The following is an 18,115-nucleotide window of genomic DNA, read 5'->3' on the forward strand; positions in this document are numbered from 1 at the left end:
TTTTACTCCTTGTGTTGCTTAAAATCAATAGATTCATTTATATTTTTTTGTTTTGATGTTAGTTTTGAAACTATAACTGTAATTAAAATATTTAAAATTGCACCAATAGAGCCAATTGCTTCACTACTAATACCAAAAAAGTAATTGCTTGAACTATTTATGTATAAAAAATAGATACAATAAGATAGTGTAAAAAATAAGCTTGATATTACACCAAATATTGCCCCAATTTTATTTATTTTTTTATAAAAAATTCCTAAAACCAAAGTTGGAAATAGTGTTGCTGCAGATATTGTAAAAGCTATAGCAACTGTTTGCAAAATTGTATAGTTTGGAATATAAAATAAAGTTGCTAGAACTATAATTAAAACTATTAATAATTTTGAAAATATAACTCTAGCAATAATATTATTTTTACTAAAATTTTCTTTTAGCAATTCATAAGATATTGTAGTTTTTATGATTAAAATCAAACCAGTTATTGTAGATAATGTTGCTGCTAATGCGCCTGCTAAAACTAAAGATATAACCCAATTTGGTAAGTTTGCAATTTCTGGAGTTAAAAGCGATAGCGCATCTGGATTTATTGATAATTCGCTTATATTATTTTCATATTTTAAATCTATTTTATTATTTTTATTAAAATCTTCAAACTTTACTAAACCAGTTTTTTCCCAAGTTTTTAGCCACTTACCTTCATTTCCTTCTATTTCATTATTTATAAAAGCATCATACTCTACACTATTTGTGTTTTTTACTAAATTTAAAGTAGAAAGAATAAATAAAGATGATATAGAAGTATAAATAACAGATATAAAAACTAATGCCCAAAATGATGATCTTCTTGCGTCATTTACTGTGGGAGTTGAGAAAAATTTGATTAAAATATGTGGTAAAGAAGCAACTCCTAAACTCAAAGATATAGCTATTAATAAACTATTTAAAACATTAAATTCAGAAAAAGATTTAAAACCATAATCATTTAAAGTTTGTTCAAAAACTTCAATTAAATATCTCTCTTCATATATTGCTGATTTAGAAAAAATAGCTAATTGAGGAAGATACGAGTTCGTAAACTCAATAGTTAAGAAGAAAATAGGTGTCATAAATGAAAAAAGAATAATAATATATTGAGCAATTTGAGTATAAGCAATATTTTTCATACCACCAATAAAAGCATAAAATAGAGTTATACACATTCCTATTAAAAGAGCAGTTGATAAATCAAGTTGGAAAATTCTTGAAAATATTATTCCTACACCTTTTAGTTGCGCAGAAATATATATAAATGAGACCAAAACAACAATTATTATTGTAGTTATTTTGAGTAACTTAGAGTTAAATCTTTTTTCAAAAAAAAGTGGAATAGATAAACACTCCATTTTTCTTAGATAAGGTACTATTAAAATTGTAAGCAAAACAAAACCAGATGTAATTCCAATAATATAAGCAAAACTATCATATCCAAAACTTAAAAAAGCTCCACATAAAGATATAAATGTTGCAGCACTAATAAAATCAACAGCAATAGAGGCCCCATTAAATAATGGATTAAATGATTTGTTTGCAACATAAAAATCTTTTGTAGAACTAGCTTTTGTCCAAAGAGCTAAACCAAAGTATATTGTAAATGATACACCTACAAAAAGGTATATTAAAGATTGAAGTTCCATTTAATAGGTGTTCTCATATTTTTTTTCTAATTTTAAAACCTGTTTTTGATATATAAATATTAATAAAATAGATAAGTAAATTGTAAATTGTCCAGATATAAAATATGATAATTTAGCTCCAAAAAGATTAAAACTATTTAAGAAGCCAAAAAGAACTATTCCAAATCCAAATGAGAAAATAAATAATAAAAGAATAAGAGTAAAAATAATAGTTGTTTTTTCTCTGAAAAATTTAATATTTGGTTCTTCGATTTTCATAATTCTCCTTGTAAACAAGGGGAATTATAATCATATTTAGTAGCAAAAAAGTAGCACAGAAGTATTAAAAAATTTATACTGAGTAATATCTATCTATTTTATATCCAAGTCCACGAATATTTTTAATAAAATCTTCTTTTAGTGATTTTTTTAATCTTGATATTTCAGCTCTTATTGTTGGATTATCAATATTTTCAGCATCCCAAACATCTACTCTGAATCTTTCAAAATCTACAATCATATTTATGTTTAAAGCTAAAATATGAATAATTTCTAACTGTTTTTTTGTAAGATTTTGAGGTTCTCCATTGAAATACAGTGTTTGTTTATCTTTGGAATAAGAGTAATTTTCTGAAAATCTAATATGTGTAGTATTGTTTTGCTCTTTTTTTAAAATTTGATTTATTTTTATTCCTAACTCTCCCAAATGAAATGGTTTTTTAAGATATTCTCTAGCACCAAGATTATAAGCTTTTGTAATATCTTCAATATCAATTTGTGCTGATATAAAAATTGTAGGAATATGAATTTTTCTATTATTTAGTTCATTTAAAATAGAAAAACCATCTACATTTGGTACATTAACATCAAGAATTAGTAAATCATAACCATTTTCAATACTTTTTAAAACTTCGGCACCATCAAAAAAACTTTCAACCATATGACCAATATTTTTTAAATATTCGCTAATGGCACTATTTAACATCAATTCATCTTCAAGTAGTAGTATCTTCATTTATTTTAAACCTATAACTAAATTTTGTCTCTTTTTTATCTGATAATATTTCAATTGTAACTAAATTTTTATCACAAATCTCTTTTACAATTTTTAATCCTAATCCAAATCCACCACGAGCTTTGTTCTCTCTATAAAAATCTTCAAAGATTTTATTTGTGTCTTCTATTATTTTTGAGTTCGTTGTTACACTAAACTCTATTTCATTGTCATTTATATAATGTAATTTTATATGAATTGCTGATTTACTAAATGAATATTTTACAGCATTTGAAATATTATTATCTATAATTCTTTGAAGTTCTATAGAGTTAAATTTTAAATAGACATCATCTTCAATATTTTTTATAAAATATAAAGAGTTTGATTTTACAATCTCTTCAAAAAATTCTAATCTATTTTTTAGAATTTCTGAAAACTCTAAATACTCTTTTTCATATAAAACTCTATCTTTTTTTATAAGATACGATAAATCATCATAAATATATTGGATAGTTTTTGAACCAGATTCAATATTTGTAATATATTTATTTTCAGGGATTTTCATCTTTAGCAAATCAATATTTGTTCTTATAATTGCTAAAGGAGTATTAATCTCATGGACAGAATTTTTTAAAAATTGTTTTTGAGATTCTACTAAGTCTGATAACTCTTTTGTTTTTTCATTTACTTTTATTTCTAAATTTTTATTTAGCTCTTCAAGCATAGAACTCTTTAATTTTATATTTGTCATAGTATCATTTGCATAATTTGCAATAATCTTAAACTCTCCTAAGGTAATTCTATTTTGATTGATTGGCTCATTTCTTTCTTCAGATTCTTTAAAATATTTACCTATCTCTTTTACATCATTTACTATTAATATAGTAGCATTCTTATAAATAAATATAGAGTACAAAATTAGTAAAATGGTTAAGGAAGTTATTTGTAAAGTATAGTTTGATATTTTACTGCTATACTCTTCTTCTTTTTGTTTAATTAATCTATCAATTTCATCTAAATATACACCTTTTCCTATTGTCCAACTCCATCTATCATAAGATTTAACATAAGATATTTTATTTGTCTCTTTAGTTAGGCTAGGTTTTGACCAAAAATAGTTTACAAATCCACCATCACTATTTTTTGAAGCTTCTATTAGCTCTTTTACAACACTCTTTCCTTTAGAGTCTTTATAATTTAGGAAATTTTTGCCAATTTCTTGTTTATCATTAGAATTATCAATTAAATTTCCATTAATATCAAAAATAAAAATATACTCATTTGGATTTGAGCTAATATTTAGATGATCTAAAGCTAAAATAAGATTTTTTTGAATAGTTTCTTCATCAAATTTATCTCTATTTTCAATATAGTAGTAATCAATAAATTTAACTACATAATTTACATAATTTTTAAGTAGAGCTTTTTGATTGTTTGTATAATCTTCTTTTAAAGTAGTTATTTTCTCTTGAAGTTCTTCATGTGCATTGTTTATAATAATAAAAGTAAAAAAAGATATTAAAATGATAATAAAAAATATACTGTAAACAATTAAATGATATAGACTTTTAGCTTTTAGCAATTTTCAACCTTAAAATATAAAAATTAATAATAGCTAGATTTGAATTAAGAGATAGTTAAAAAATAAAATGGCGCGGCCAACGAGACTCGAACTCGCGACCTCCTGCGTGACAGGCAGGCATTCTAACCAACTAAACTATGGCCGCACCTTTTAAATAATGGTGGTCGATATAAGACTCGAACTTATGACATCTACCTTGTAAGGGTAGCGCTCTACCAACTGAGCTAATCGACCGAAATTAGGGGATTGTTATATATTAACCTTGGTGACCCCTAGGGGATTCGAACCCCTGTGGCATGGATGAAAACCATGAATCCTAACCGTTAGATGAAGGGGCCAAGATATATAACAAAAGAAATGGTGACCCGTGATGGATTCGAACCATCGGCCTCCTCATTAAAAGTGAGATGCTCTACCGGCTGAGCTAACGAGTCAAAAAAATAAATAAAATGGCGCGGCCAACGAGACTCGAACTCGCGACCTCCTGCGTGACAGGCAGGCATTCTAACCAACTAAACTATGGCCGCACCTTTTAAATAATGGTGGTCGATATAAGACTCGAACTTATGACATCTACCTTGTAAGGGTAGCGCTCTACCAACTGAGCTAATCGACCATTTGTTGCATATTGTACTTGGTGACCCCTAGGGGATTCGAACCCCTGTGGCATGGATGAAAACCATGAATCCTAACCGTTAGATGAAGGGGCCAAGATTATACAACAACAAAATGGTGACCCGTGATGGATTCGAACCATCGGCCTCCTCATTAAAAGTGAGATGCTCTACCGGCTGAGCTAACGAGTCATTCAAATTTTAAGTGTTTACTTAAAATGGACTGGAATTATAGTGCAATTTAAATTAATTGTCAATAGTTTTTGATACAAATTTCAAAATTTTTGAAAGAGCTATATTTGCTGATTGTTTTTGAATTGAAATTCTGCTACCTTTTAGGTGATATGTTTTTATTTTTTTTATATTATTATTTGAAGCAATACCTATTACAATAGTTCCAACAGGCTTATTTTTTGTTCCACCATTTGGACCAGCAACCCCTGAAATTGCAATAGCAAAATCTGCTTCAAATTTTTTTAATACACCATCTAGCATCTCAGATACAACTTGTTTACTTACTGCCCCAAATTTATCTAAGCTTTCATTTAAAACACCTAACTCTTTGTTTTTTATACTATTTGAGTAAGTAACAATACTTCCATTAAATATATCACTAGAGCCTGAGATTTTAGTAATTATACTTGCAACTAGTCCACCTGTACAAGATTCAGCAGTTGTAATTGTTTTTTTTGATTTTCTTAAAAGATTTTGAAGTTTAATCATATCTTTTTTTGAGAAGTTTGTTGCCATAAAAAGCCTTCTGTTAAAAAGGGCAATAGCCCTTTTTATTATTTATCATCTGTAAAATCAGCTAAGAATTGTTCTTCTTTAAATTTTTTACCTAAGTATTCACAAACTATTTTTATATCTCTTTCAGCATTTCCTAAACAAGAAGTTGCTCCTGGAGATGGAGTCATATTATAAATAATCCCTTTTTCTTCAGTAATTGAAGCTTCACCTAGCATTAGTTTTTTCTCTGTTTTATTTAAAACTTGAGGTCTAACTCCTCCAAAACCTTTTGCATATTCGATATCATCAACACTTAAAGATGGAACAATTTTTTGTGCGTCTTGAACAAAAAGTTTTTTATTAATTCCAGGAACTTCAAATAAGAAGTTTTTAAATACATAATTTCTAATATCGCTATCTTTTAGTAAATCCCAGAAAATTTTCATAATACTTCCATCGAAGTTTAAAGTTTTTAAACATTGGAAGAAAGATTTTCCACCTTTGTATCTTTCAAGCACTAAAAGAGCTAATGCTGTTGGTCCAAATCTTGTTTTTCCATCACATAAAATATCTGGATCTCCATGAAGTGCTGCAAATGGAAGTTTGTCATTTTGAACCATATATACTTTACCATTTAAATATGTTCCATTTGTAATATAGAATGATCCAGCCATTGATAATGAACCCATATGTTTTCCATGTCCCATTTTGTGAGCTAAATAAAGTGAATGTGCACCAGCATTTACAACAACAAAATCAGCTGTATAAACTGTTCCATTTGTAGTTGTAACTTTAAATTTATCACCAATTTTTTCTATTTCATCTACTTCTTGATTAAAAAATACATCAGTTGTTTTAGAGCTATCTGCCTCTTTTGCAGCTTTTACAAGTTCTTTTGTCATAGCTCCAAAATCAACAGTTGTATATTGGTCATTTGTTCCCATAGCTATAATTGGTTCTGGTCTATCTTTTGTTCTCTCTTTATCAGCATAAACTAACAAAGGCTCTTTTTCTCTTAAAGTTTCTTTGTCCCAAAGTTCTAAATATGGAAAAATCTCTTTAAATTGATTATATCTATCTGTAATAAATTTAACCTCTTTTTCTCCAACTCCAAGAGCCATTTTTTGATGTTTGAACATAATTTTATCTTGTAAATTATACATAAGATTAAATTTCTCAATCATCTTTGCTGTTCTTTTTGTAATTTTTGCTTTATCAAAAGTATAGTTTGTTTCAATATCTCCAACATGTATTGTTTGAGAGTTACTTGTACCTTTAGAGTTAAGTGTAGCAAGATCATCATACTTCTCAAGTAAACAAATATTATTTATATCAGAATATTTTGCTAACTCAAAAAACAAAGCAGCTCCAGAAATTCCACCACCAACAACAATTACTTCATAGTGTTTTACGCTCATTTTCTATCCTATATTTATTTTGTCAAAATTTGGCAAATATTCTAGCATATAATTTTTTTATTTCACATAAAGATTGTGTTAAATTATTAAATTTTTAAGTAAAGATAATAAAATTTTATTTTAAATATATTTAGATATAATCTTCGATTTAACAAAATAGAAAATTATTTAAAATAGAGGTGAAATATGGATTATAAAGAGAGTTTGTTGCTTCCAAAAACTGATTTTCCAATGAGAGGTGGTTTGCCACAAAATGAACCAATAAGATACAAGCAGTGGGATGAACAAGCTGTATATGAAAAAATGAAGAAAAATAGAGTAGGGTGTGAAAGTTTTACTCTTCATGATGGACCTCCTTATGCAAATGGAAATATTCATATAGGTCATGCTTTAAATAAAATTTTAAAAGATATTATAAACAAATTTCACTATTTTGATGGAAAATCTATACGATATACTCCAGGTTGGGATTGTCATGGTTTACCAATTGAACAAAAAGTTGAAGAAAAAATAGGAAGTGAGAAGAAAAAAGAGCTTCCAAAATCAAAATTAAGACAACTTTGTAGAGATCATGCAACAAAATTTGTTGAAATTCAAAAAGATGAATTTAAACAACTTGGAGTTATTGCTGATTGGGAAAATCCATATTTAACAATGGATTTTAAATTTGAAGCAAATATTTATAGAGAGCTTTGTGCAATTGCTAAACAAGGGCTTTTAGTTCAAAGAAGTAAACCTGTTTATTGGTCTTGGGCTGCTCAAACTGCGTTAGCTGAAGCTGAAGTTGAGTATGAAGATAAAACTTCACCTTCAATTTATGTGGCATTTAAACATCAAAATCTTGATGCTAGTATTATTATTTGGACAACAACACCTTGGACACTTCCTGCAAATACAGGAATTTCTTTAAATGGTGATGAAGAATATGTAAAAACTTCTGATAAATTTATAGTTGCTAAAAAATTATATAACTCTTTAATAGAAAGTGCAGTTATAAGTGGCGAAGTAGTTGAAACTATTAATCCAAAAGATTTAGAAAATACATTTGCAATTAATCCATTGAATGGAAGAACTTCAAAAATTGTTTTAGGTGACCATGTTATGATGGATAGTGGAACTGGAGCAGTTCACACAGCCCCTGGACATGGAGAGGATGACTATAAAGTATCACTTAAATATGGTATTGAAGTGATTATGCCAGTTGATGCTTATGGAAAATATGATGAAACAATTATTAGAGAAAAACTATTTAAAGATTGTGATAAATATTTAGGATTAAATGTATTTAAAGCAAATGAGTTGATTTTGGAAGAGTTAGGAGCTGCTTTATTAAAAAGAGTAGATATTAGACACTCTTATCCACACTGTTGGAGAACTCATACACCAATTATTTTTAGAGCAACAAAACAGTGGTTTATATCTATTGATGATAAATATGGAGAAAAAAATCAAACATTAAGAGAAAATGCTTTAGAAGTTGTTGAAAATCTAAAATTCTATCCAGAGTGGGGAAGAAATAGATTAAAAGCTATGCTTGAAGGAAGACCTGATTGGTGTATTTCAAGACAAAGAGATTGGGGAGTTCCAATTGCATTTTTTGTGAGTAAAAAAACAGGTGAGATAATTTTTGATGAAAAAGTTTTAAACTTTACAGCAATGATTTTTGAACAACATGGTTGTGATGCTTGGTATGATATGGAAATTAAAGATTTATTATATCCTGGAAGTGGATTAAATCCTGATGATTTAGAAAAAACTTTGGATATTTTGGATGTTTGGTTTGATAGTGGAAGTACACAAAATGCAGTTTTAAGAAGTGGAAACTATGATGCTGGAACATTTCCTGCTGATATGTATCTTGAAGGAAGTGACCAACATAGAGGTTGGTTCCAATCTTCACTTCTTACAACACTTGCAAGTAGTGAAGTTGCACCATATAAATCTATTTTAACTCATGGATTCACCGTTGATGAAAAGGGTGAAAAAATGAGTAAATCAAAAGGAAATGTTGTAGCTCCTGATAAGGTTTTAAAAGAGTATGGAAGTGAAATTTTAAGACTTTGGGTTGCAATGAGTGATTATCAAAGTGATTTGAAAATCTCTGATAATATTTTAAAACAAAATGGTGAGCTTTATAGAAAAATAAGAAATACAGCAAGATTTTTACTTGCAAATATTGATGGACTTGAAAAATTAGTTGAAGTTGAAAAATTGGGTGTTTTAGATAAGTGGATTTTAGAGAAAGCAAAAAGAGTTTTTGATGAGATAGAGTCTAGTTTTAAAATCTATGAGTTTTCAAAAGGTTTAAATAAACTGAATAACTTTTTAGTTGTTGATTTATCAGGAATTTATCTTGATGTTTGTAAAGATAGATTATATTGTGATGATAAAAATGATATTCATAGAACTGCATCTCAAACAGCTATGGCTATGATTACAAAAAAACTAATTTCAACATTGGCATGTATTTTAACTTATACTATGGACGAACTTTTAGATTATGCTCCTAAAATAGTAAAAGGTGATACAAAAGATATTTTTGATTTTGAAAAATATAATCTTCCAGATGTAAAATCTGAAATAAAAGATGAGTTGTTTGTAGAAGCAAAAGAGAAGTTTTCTGAAATAAAAGATGCTTTAAGTAAAGAAAAAATTATAAAATCTACTTTAGAGTTAGAGATAGTTACAGATAATAAAGAGTTTTTAGCCTTAGATGAGGTAGAATCAAGTGATTGGTTTTTAGTTAGTAAATTATCAAAGATAACTTCAAGTAAAGAACTACTAGGAAGTTTCAAACTTGAAGATAACGAGTTTAAAGTTTATAAAGCAAGTGGACATAAATGCCCTAGATGTTGGAAATATACTTCAACAAAAGAAGAAACACTATGTTCTAGATGTGAAGAAGTGGTTAAATAATGTTTGAAAATGAAGTTACTCTTACATTTATATTGCAAACTATAGGAGTTATTTTAGCTCTTAGTGCTATTGGAATATTTTTTGTAAAAAGGTATGAAAAAAAGAAGGATTAAAAAATGTTTCCATTTACAGATGAAGATTTACAAGAACCTGTAAACAATATTATAGAAAAAAAAATTTCTCCTATGCTTGCACGTGATGGTGGAGCAATTGAGTTGTTGGATATAAAAAATGCAAAAGTTTATATTCAGTTAAAAGGTGCTTGTGTTGGATGTAGCGCAAGCGGAAGTACACTAAAATATGTTGTTGAGAAAGAGCTAAAAAGTGCCATACATCCAGATTTAAAAATAATTAATGTTCCAATAGGAAAAGAAAACTATTTAGAGGATTAAATATAAATGATAAATGAAAATAGAGTTTTAAATGAAGCAAATTCACTTTTTACACAAAGAAAATTTGATAAAGCGCTTTTTTTATACTCATTGCTGATTTCAAATTTTCCAAATAATGAAGAATATCCTATATATGCACTTTTGTGTGATATTTCAATTGAAGATGAAAACAAGGCAATAGCTTTGTTTGATTACTTTTTTCTTCTAAAAAAAGATGATCCAAAAGAGGCTATAAATTATATAAAAAATGTAATAAATGCTTATGATGGTGATATTGAAAAGATGATGGATTTGTTAAAAGAGTTAAATTTGATAACAGTAAATCAGCTTGATGCTATTAATTATGAAGATTTTCAACTTTTAATAAAACAAAGAGGCTCTTTTAAAGTAGCTTTTGAAGATATTATGTTTTCAACAAAAGTAGCTATTGAAAAAAAAGAAGATTTTTATGATTTTGTTACAAAACTTATAGATAATGGTTTTAACAATATGGCTTATAACTATCTTGAAGGATTTCAAGACTACTTTTTTCAAGATAAAGAGATAGTAAAACTTTACAAAAGATTGGAAGAGAAACAGAATGAAACTAAGCATAAACAATAAAATATTTACAGACAATACAAATGAGTTAGAAAAAGATAATATTTTTGTAGTATCAAAACAAAATGAAAAGTTTAAAGATATAGCAATAACTGGTGGTTTTGAACTATTAAATTCTAGTGAGCTAAAAAACTATTTAGATATGAGTTCTATAAAAATTATTGGAGTTACAGGTACAAATGGTAAAACAACAACAGCTTCAACTATATATAAGATTCTTTTAAATTTGGGATATAAAGTAGCTTTGCAAGGTACAAGAGGATTTTTTATAAATGAGATTTGTGTAGAAGATTATTCACTAACAACTCCAGTTCAACTTGGAAATTTTATAAATATTCAAAAAGCTATACAAAACTCATGTCAATATTTTGTAATGGAAGTTAGCTCTCATGCAATTGAGCAAAATAGAATTGAGGGATTGAGTTTTGCTTTAAAGATTCATACAAATATTACAAGAGATCATCTTGATTATCATAAAACTATCGAGGAGTATATAAGAGTAAAAAATTTATTTTTGAGTGATGAAAGCAAAAAATTAATAAATATAGATGATAAAGTTGTTAAATTTAATCCAACAAATGCGTTTACTTATTCATTAGAAAATAGTTCAAACTTTAAAGTTCTAAAATATGAGTTAAAAGATAGCATGAACGTAGAGTTTTTATATGAAAATAAAAACTATAAATTCTCTACAAATATGATGGGGATTTTTAATATTTATAATCTAATAGCTTCAATAGCAGCAGTTTATATTACTACAAATGAAAAATTAGAAAATATTTGTAAAGTTGTAGAGAATTTTAATTCAATAAGTGGAAGAATGGAGATTGTTTCAACAAAACCTCTTGTAATAGTAGATTTTGCACATACTCCAGATGGTATGGATGAAGTTTTAAAAAGTTTCCCAAATAAAGAGATAATTTGTGTTTTTGGAGCAGGTGGAAATAGAGATGCTTTAAAACGACCACTTATGGGAGAAGTTGCAAGTAAATATTCAAAGCATATAGTTGTAACTAGTGATAATCCAAGGTTTGAAGAGCCAAAAAAAATAATTGAAGATATTTTAAATGGAATAGATGATAAATCAAATGTTATAGTAATTGAAGACAGAAAAGAGGCTTTAAAAAAAGCTATAAGTTTAGCAAATGATAAAAGTGTTGTTCTAATTCTTGGCAAGGGTGATGAACGAGCACAAATAATTGGAGATAAAAAATTTGAGTTTAGTGATAAAGATGAGGTCTTGAAGATTTTAGAAGTTAGAGATTAGTTCTAGCTTATATCAAACTTTTTTAATATTTTTTAGATAAAAGTTTTTATAATCATAAATTGACTATTTTAAAAATTAAACAAATCTTAATAAATTTTAGCTATAATCGCAGTTCTATTTTTCAAATTTTGAAACTTAGTACCTCACATGTATCAATCCTTGCTCGGGTTGTGTTAGATTAAAAACTAGCATTAAGGGATACAGAGGCTAAACCCTAGAAAAAAATAAAAACAAACATAATTCAAGGAGAATTAACATGGTTACAATGAAAGACCTATTAGAGTGTGGTGTACACTTCGGACACCAAACAAGAAGATGGAATCCAAAAATGAAAAAATTTATTTTTGGTGTTAGAAAAAATATCTATATTATAGATTTACAAAAAACTCTAAGATACTTTAGATATACATACAATGTTGTAAGAGATAGAGCTGCAGAAGGTCAAACAATGATTTTCGTAGGAACTAAAAAACAAGCTAGTGAAACTATTAAAAAAGCTGCTGAAGATTGTGGAATGCCATATGTAAACCACAGATGGTTAGGTGGAATGCTTACAAACTTTGGAACAATTAAAAAATCAATTAGAAAATTAGAGATTATTAAAAAAATGAGAGAAGAGGGGCAATTAGACCTTCTAACTAAAAAAGAAGCTTTAATGCTTACTAGAAAAGAAGAAAAATTAGAATTATACCTTGGTGGTATCAAAGAGATGCACAAACTTCCAGATATGATGTTTGTTCTTGATGCTGTTAAAGAGAAAATTGCTATTGCAGAAGCTAGAAGATTAGGAATTACTGTTGTTGCTCCACTTGATACAAACTGTGATCCAGATGTTGTTGATTTACCAATTCCTGGAAATGATGATGCTATTAGATCAATTCACTTATTCTGCAACGAAATGGCAGCAGCTATGAATGAAGGTAAAGCTTTATTAGCTGAAAGTGGTGTTGAAGTTTCAGGTGAGCCTATTTCTCAAGCAGAGCAAGATGAAGTATTAGCTGAAGCAATTGCTGAAGGTGAAGATTTTAACTTTGGTGAAGGAGAAGAAGCATAATGGCAGCAGTTACACCACAATTAATTAAAGAGTTAAGAGAGTTAACTGGTGCTGGTATGATGGATTGTAAAAATGCTTTAAATGAGACTGGTGGAGATTTAGATAAAGCTGTTCAAGCTTTAAGAGAGGCTGGTCTTGGAAAAGCTGCTAAAAAAGCTGGAAATGTTGCTGCTGAAGGTTTAGTTGCTATTGAAATTAATAGTGATAACACAAAAGCTGTAATTTTAGAGCTTAATGCACAAACAGACTTCGTTGCAAAAAATGAGAACTTTGTAAATCTTACAAAAGAGATTACATCTCATGCATTAAATAACGGAATTAAAGATGCACAAACTTTAAATAACTCAACAATAAATGGACAAGAGTTTTCAACATTTTTAGCTGAAAAAATTGCAACAATTGGTGAAAATCTTGTTGCTAGAAAACTACAAAGTGTTGAAGGACAAGTTGTAAATGGTTATGTTCATGTAAATGGAAGAACAGGCGTTCTTTTAGCTGCTTCTTGTGATGCTGGTGTAAAAGATAAAGCATCTGCATTATTAAGAAATATTGCAATGCATGCATCTGCTATGAAACCAACTGTTATTTCATACAAAGATTTAGATCCTGCATTTGTTGAGTCTGAAAATAGAGCAATTAGAGCTGAAATTGAAGCTGAAAATGAAGAGTTAGTAAGATTAAAAAAACCTCTTAAAAAGATTCCAGAGTTTGTTTCTAGATCTCAATTAACAGATGCTGCAATTGCTGCTGCAAAAGCAAGATTTGAAGATGAGTTAAGAGCTGCTGGAAAACCTGAAAAAATTTGGGCAAATATTATTCCTGGGCAAATAGAGAGATTCATCACTGACAATACTCAATTAGATGGAAGATTTGCACTTTTATCTCAAGCTTATGTAATGAATGACAAACAAACTGTTGAGCAAGCAATTGCAGAGGTTGATGCATCAATCAAAATCACTAGTTATGTTAGATTTGAACTAGGTGAAGGAATTGAGAAAAAAGAAGAAGATTTCGCAGCTGAAGTTGCAAAACAAATGGGTAAATAATAAAATAGTTTAAAGAACTATTATAAAAGGATATGCAATGAGTGAAAAAAATAGTATTAAACCACTCCTTGCATCCGTACTTCTTGAAGCAAAAAATCTATCTCATAATTTTGATTATGAGCTTTTTAAAAATATCAATCTTAGTTTAGCAAAAAAAGAGTCAATAGCTATTATTGGAACTAGTGGAAGTGGAAAATCAACTCTTTTGAATATTTTATCTTCACTTTTAAAGCCAACAAATGGAAATGTTGTTTTTCAAAGTAAAGATTTATACTCTTTAAAGCAAAATGAGCTATTAAAAATTAGAAGAGATGATTTTGGGATTGTATTTCAAGCTCACTATTTATTTCGTGGTTTTAGTGCTTTAGAAAATCTAAATATTGCTACACTTTTAAGTCATCATGATATTGATTATAAATTGTTAAATGATTTAAATATCTCACATGTTTTAAATCAAGGTGTTGGAGAACTAAGTGGTGGACAACAACAACGTTTGTCTATAGCAAGAATTCTTATGAAAAAACCAAAAATAATTTTTGCAGATGAACCAACAGGAAACTTAGATAAAGATACAGCAAATATAGTTATGAATACTCTTTTTAACTATATAAAAGAGAATGATGCTGGACTTATTTTAGTAACTCATGAAGAGGATTTAGCTTTTAGATGTGATAAGGTTTTTAAGCTTGAAGAGCTAAATTTAAAGGAGATAAAGTAGTGAAAATCCTTCTTATTTGCGATACAGCAATAATTGAACATATATTTATACTTGTTTGTAAAAGAATTAAAGTTGATTTAATAGTTCAAAAAACAACTAGTGTTGATAAAAAATATGATTTAATAATTGTAGATCAACCATTTATTGATAACAAATTTAATAAAATCAAAAGATTAACAACTAGATTAGGAGCAATTAGCTCTGAAGAGTTGAGTTTTGAAAAACAGAGAGATTTCTTGATTCCAAGACCATTTCTTCCTACAAAATTAGAGGCAATTTTAAAAGAGCAAATAGAGCTTTTAGCAAGTGAAAAAAAAGATAGTAAGAATTTATCAAAATTTGTCTCTATAGAAGATGAAGAATTTGTTGTTCCTGTTGTTGATTTTATAAACGATAGTTTAGATGATAGCACAGATTTTGATAACTATGATGATTTAAGTTTTGTTGATGATGATGTTGATGATTTAGTTGATGAAAATGAAGATGAGAGTATAGTTAGCTTGAGTGCTTTACAAAAAGGTGGAGTTTTAGATAATTTAGAATTAAATAAAATTAATACTATTTTAAAAGATGATAAAAAACAGATAAATGACGAAGCTGATTGGAAAGATATAAGTGAAATTATAGATGAAGCTTTAGATGAAGTTAAAGATTATGAATTCTCTTTAGATAATAATAAGTATCATTTGGTTTTGAATAGATTTAAAATTGATGAGCTAAGACCACTTCTTACAAAACTAGATCAAAATATTATAGACAGATTAGTAAGTGGTGAGTCTGTTGATATAAATATATCGATAAAGGAATAAAATGATAAAAGAGTTAAAAGGTGCAATTCTAGTTATTTCAGGACCTAGCGGATGCGGAAAATCTACTCTTTTAAAAGAGATATATAAAAATATACCAAACTACTATTTCTCTATTTCAACAACTACAAGAGCTTTAAGAGGTGAAGAAGAAGATGGAGTTGATTATCATTTTGTAAGTCAAGAAGAGTTTGAAAAAAATATAAAAGATGATAAATTTTTGGAGTATGCAAAAGTTCATAATAACTATTATGGAACTATGCTAGAACCAATTACCAAAGCTTTAAATGATGGAAAACTTGTAATTTTTGATATAGATGTTCAAGGGCATAGAATTTTAAGAAAAAAATTGGACAAGCTAATAACTTCTGTTTTTATTACAACACCAACTTTAAAAATATTAGAGCAAAGATTAATAGCTAGAGATACTGATAGCGCTGAGATGATTCAAAAAAGAGTTCAAAATGCTAAAGTAGAGATTGAATCATTTACTGATTATGACTACTTAATTGTAAATGATAATATTCACAAAGCTTCTAAAGAGATTTTAGCTATTGCAAATATAGCAAGAGCAAAAACAAAAATTTTTGATAAAAAAAGTATAGTTGAAAACTGGATAAACAGTTAAACTATATCTTCATATTTTAAAGGTTTATCAAAAAAATATCCTTGAGAGTAATCTATATTTAACTCTTTTACTTTGTTATAAATATGCTCATTTGCAACAAATTCTGCAACAGTTTTTATATCAAATTCTTTTGCAATATTTGATATTGTTTTTACAATTATCTCTAAATCTTTTGACTGATCAATATTTTTAATTAAAGAGCCATCTATTTTTATAAAATCTATATCTAGTCTTGATAAAAGATGAAAATTTGAGTATCCACTACCAAAGTCATCAATTCCAACTTTACAACCATATCTTGAAACATTATCTATAAATGTATCAACTAAATTAAAATCAGAAATCTCTTCACTTTCTAGTATTTCAAACTCAATATTTGAAGCAAAATCTATATTTTCATCTAAATAATTGTAGATATATTTTGTTGTCTTCTCGTTTAAAATATCATCATAAGATATATTTATAGAGACTCTTTTATTTTTATTCTTAATAAGTTTTAATGAGTCTTCTAAAATAACTTTAATAATATTTGAATAAAGTTTTGTTTTTTTTGCAATATGTAAAAAACTATATGGGCTAAATTCTGTACCATCATGATCTATGTATCTAATTAGTGCTTCATATTTTATAACTTCTTTTGTTTGTGTATCAACAATTGGCTGAAAATATGCTTTCAATAAATTATCTTTGAAGCCTTGTTTTAGTTGTTTTATCCATTTTATATTCTCTTCAAAAGAGATGTGAATATTATAAGAATCATCATAAATCATAATCTTTTGAAAAGTTTTTCTAGCATAAGATATAATTCTTTTAGTGTATTTATAAGCTTCTGAACCATCACCTTGTGCTATTCCTATAGTAATATTGATATCTATTTCATTATCATCTATTAGAAATGGTTCATTTTCTACTTTTTCTAAAAAATCTTTACAAATATTGAAAAAATCTTTTGTATCCATCTTATTTTTTGGTACTACTGCAAATTTATCTGATTCTATCCTATATAACAAGAATTCATTTCCATCAAAATAATTTCTCATTTTTGAAGCAAACTCTTTTAAAATTTTATCACCAATAATCTCACCAAAAAGGTCATTTGTAGCAATAAATTCATCAATATCAAATAAAGCCATAAGTTCACTAGCTGAATCTTTTAAATCTTTTTTTAGTTTATTTCTATTTGAGAGATTTGTTAAACTATCCAAATACAAATCTTTTAGTTCATGATAATTTAATGATTGTGACATAGCTTGAAGTAATTTTGAAACATCAACAGGTTTTAAAACATATTTATCAACACCAATATCAATCGCTTCTAGTAGATACTCTTTATTTGAAAAAGCAGTTGTTACTATAATTGGAACATTTTTATTTATATCTTTAATTTTTTTAATCATCTCTAAACCATTTAAAATTGGCATATTTATATCAGAGATAATTAAATCAATATCGCTATCATGTTTTAAAAAGAGTTCATACCCTTCTTGACCATTTGCAGCAATATATTGATTTTTTGTAAATGATTGTAAAATAGAAGATGTAACCTCTCTTAAATCTTTTTCATCTTCAACATAAAGTACTGTAATATTTTTAAGATTTGATATATCGTTGTTCATTAAACCACTCTTTGAAATTAATAAGATATAATACACAAAAATCTTAATATAAAGTTTAATTTTAAAAAAAGGGGATGTTT

General features: G+C 27.4%; 16 protein-coding genes and 8 tRNA genes. 9 read left to right on the plus strand and 15 right to left on the minus strand.

All coding sequences use genetic code 11. The features are described 5' to 3' along the window. Positions 1-2: 2 nt before the first annotated feature. The 14 genes from AC5LG6_RS08455 to AC5LG6_RS08520 all read right to left on the minus strand — a co-directional run bounded on the left by AC5LG6_RS08455 (position 3) and on the right by AC5LG6_RS08520 (position 6,992). Positions 3-1,673: a VC_2705 family sodium/solute symporter gene (locus AC5LG6_RS08455; protein ID WP_498586235.1), complete on the minus strand. Its 1,671-nt coding sequence runs from the start codon at positions 1,671-1,673 to the stop codon at positions 3-5. Next, positions 1,674-1,931, minus strand: a complete 258-nt coding sequence (locus tag AC5LG6_RS08460; protein WP_066404063.1) for a sodium/substrate symporter small subunit — start codon at positions 1,929-1,931, stop codon at positions 1,674-1,676. Positions 1,932-2,004: 73 nt separating this feature from the next. Beyond that, a complete protein-coding gene (locus AC5LG6_RS08465) occupies positions 2,005-2,667 on the minus strand; it encodes a response regulator transcription factor (protein ID WP_066152187.1) in 663 nt (220 codons plus the stop codon). Next, complete coding sequence (locus tag AC5LG6_RS08470; RefSeq protein WP_066404058.1) at positions 2,648-4,231, minus strand: sensor histidine kinase; 1,584 nt, start codon at positions 4,229-4,231, stop codon at positions 2,648-2,650. Before AC5LG6_RS08470 ends, AC5LG6_RS08465 begins: the two co-directional genes overlap by 20 nt. 68 nt (positions 4,232-4,299) lie before the next feature. Beyond that, a tRNA-Asp gene (locus AC5LG6_RS08475) sits at positions 4,300-4,376 on the minus strand. A 13-nt stretch (positions 4,377-4,389) separates the two neighbouring features. Next, positions 4,390-4,465: transfer RNA gene (locus AC5LG6_RS08480), tRNA-Val, on the minus strand. Between the two features lie 29 nt (positions 4,466-4,494). Next, positions 4,495-4,569 (minus strand) — tRNA-Glu (locus AC5LG6_RS08485). Between the two features lie 20 nt (positions 4,570-4,589). Continuing rightward, a tRNA-Lys gene (locus AC5LG6_RS08490) sits at positions 4,590-4,665 on the minus strand. Positions 4,666-4,681: 16 nt separating this feature from the next. Beyond that, positions 4,682-4,758: transfer RNA gene (locus tag AC5LG6_RS08495), tRNA-Asp, on the minus strand. Positions 4,759-4,771: 13 nt separating this feature from the next. After that, a tRNA-Val gene (locus tag AC5LG6_RS08500) sits at positions 4,772-4,847 on the minus strand. A gap of 19 nt (positions 4,848-4,866) precedes the next feature. Beyond that, positions 4,867-4,941 (minus strand) — tRNA-Glu (locus tag AC5LG6_RS08505). A 20-nt stretch (positions 4,942-4,961) separates the two neighbouring features. Further along, positions 4,962-5,037, minus strand: a tRNA-Lys gene (locus AC5LG6_RS08510). 54 nt (positions 5,038-5,091) lie between these two features. Beyond that, a complete protein-coding gene (locus AC5LG6_RS08515; protein ID WP_141047734.1) occupies positions 5,092-5,595 on the minus strand; it encodes a CinA family protein in 504 nt (167 codons plus the stop codon). 38 nt (positions 5,596-5,633) lie between these two features. After that, positions 5,634-6,992, minus strand: a complete 1,359-nt coding sequence (locus AC5LG6_RS08520) for an FAD-dependent oxidoreductase (RefSeq protein WP_498586236.1) — start codon at positions 6,990-6,992, stop codon at positions 5,634-5,636. Between the two features lie 186 nt (positions 6,993-7,178). Between AC5LG6_RS08520 and ileS the strand changes: the two genes are divergently transcribed. The 9 genes from ileS to gmk all read left to right on the plus strand — a co-directional run bounded on the left by ileS (position 7,179) and on the right by gmk (position 16,419). Next, entirely contained in the window at positions 7,179-9,908 is a 2,730-nt protein-coding gene (gene ileS / locus AC5LG6_RS08525; protein WP_498586238.1) for an isoleucine--tRNA ligase, read from the plus strand. A 116-nt stretch (positions 9,909-10,024) separates the two neighbouring features. Next, positions 10,025-10,300: a NifU family protein gene (locus tag AC5LG6_RS08530; protein WP_066220258.1), complete on the plus strand. Its 276-nt coding sequence runs from the start codon at positions 10,025-10,027 to the stop codon at positions 10,298-10,300. A 6-nt stretch (positions 10,301-10,306) separates the two neighbouring features. Then, positions 10,307-10,903, plus strand: coding sequence for a hypothetical protein (locus AC5LG6_RS08535; protein WP_498586240.1), 597 nt, complete (start codon positions 10,307-10,309; stop codon positions 10,901-10,903). Next, a complete protein-coding gene (locus AC5LG6_RS08540) occupies positions 10,881-12,167 on the plus strand; it encodes a UDP-N-acetylmuramoyl-L-alanyl-D-glutamate--2,6-diaminopimelate ligase (protein ID WP_498586241.1) in 1,287 nt (428 codons plus the stop codon). Before AC5LG6_RS08535 ends, AC5LG6_RS08540 begins: the two co-directional genes overlap by 23 nt. Before the next feature lie 256 nt (positions 12,168-12,423). Beyond that, positions 12,424-13,221: a 30S ribosomal protein S2 gene (gene rpsB, locus AC5LG6_RS08545; protein ID WP_066164142.1), complete on the plus strand. Its 798-nt coding sequence runs from the start codon at positions 12,424-12,426 to the stop codon at positions 13,219-13,221. Further along, positions 13,221-14,267 carry a translation elongation factor Ts gene (tsf, locus tag AC5LG6_RS08550; protein WP_498586243.1) on the plus strand — a complete coding sequence of 349 codons (1,047 nt, stop codon included), beginning with the start codon at positions 13,221-13,223 and terminating at the stop codon, positions 14,265-14,267. The genes rpsB and tsf overlap by 1 nt, the downstream gene beginning before the upstream one ends. Before the next feature lie 37 nt (positions 14,268-14,304). Continuing rightward, positions 14,305-14,985: an ABC transporter ATP-binding protein gene (locus tag AC5LG6_RS08555; RefSeq protein WP_498586244.1), complete on the plus strand. Its 681-nt coding sequence runs from the start codon at positions 14,305-14,307 to the stop codon at positions 14,983-14,985. Next, positions 14,985-15,794 carry a hypothetical protein gene (locus AC5LG6_RS08560; protein ID WP_260925618.1) on the plus strand — a complete coding sequence of 270 codons (810 nt, stop codon included), beginning with the start codon at positions 14,985-14,987 and terminating at the stop codon, positions 15,792-15,794. The genes AC5LG6_RS08555 and AC5LG6_RS08560 overlap by 1 nt, the downstream gene beginning before the upstream one ends. Position 15,795: 1 nt before the next feature. Then, entirely contained in the window at positions 15,796-16,419 is a 624-nt protein-coding gene (gmk, locus tag AC5LG6_RS08565; RefSeq protein ID WP_181403330.1) for a guanylate kinase, read from the plus strand. On the opposite strand, the gene AC5LG6_RS08570 is transcribed toward gmk, so the two are convergent. Further along, a complete protein-coding gene (locus tag AC5LG6_RS08570) occupies positions 16,416-18,035 on the minus strand; it encodes an EAL domain-containing response regulator (protein ID WP_498586245.1) in 1,620 nt (539 codons plus the stop codon). The genes gmk and AC5LG6_RS08570 overlap by 4 nt on opposite strands. Between the last annotated feature and the right edge of the window lie 80 nt (positions 18,036-18,115).

It is taken from the genome of Arcobacter thermotolerans (genome assembly GCF_983172305.1).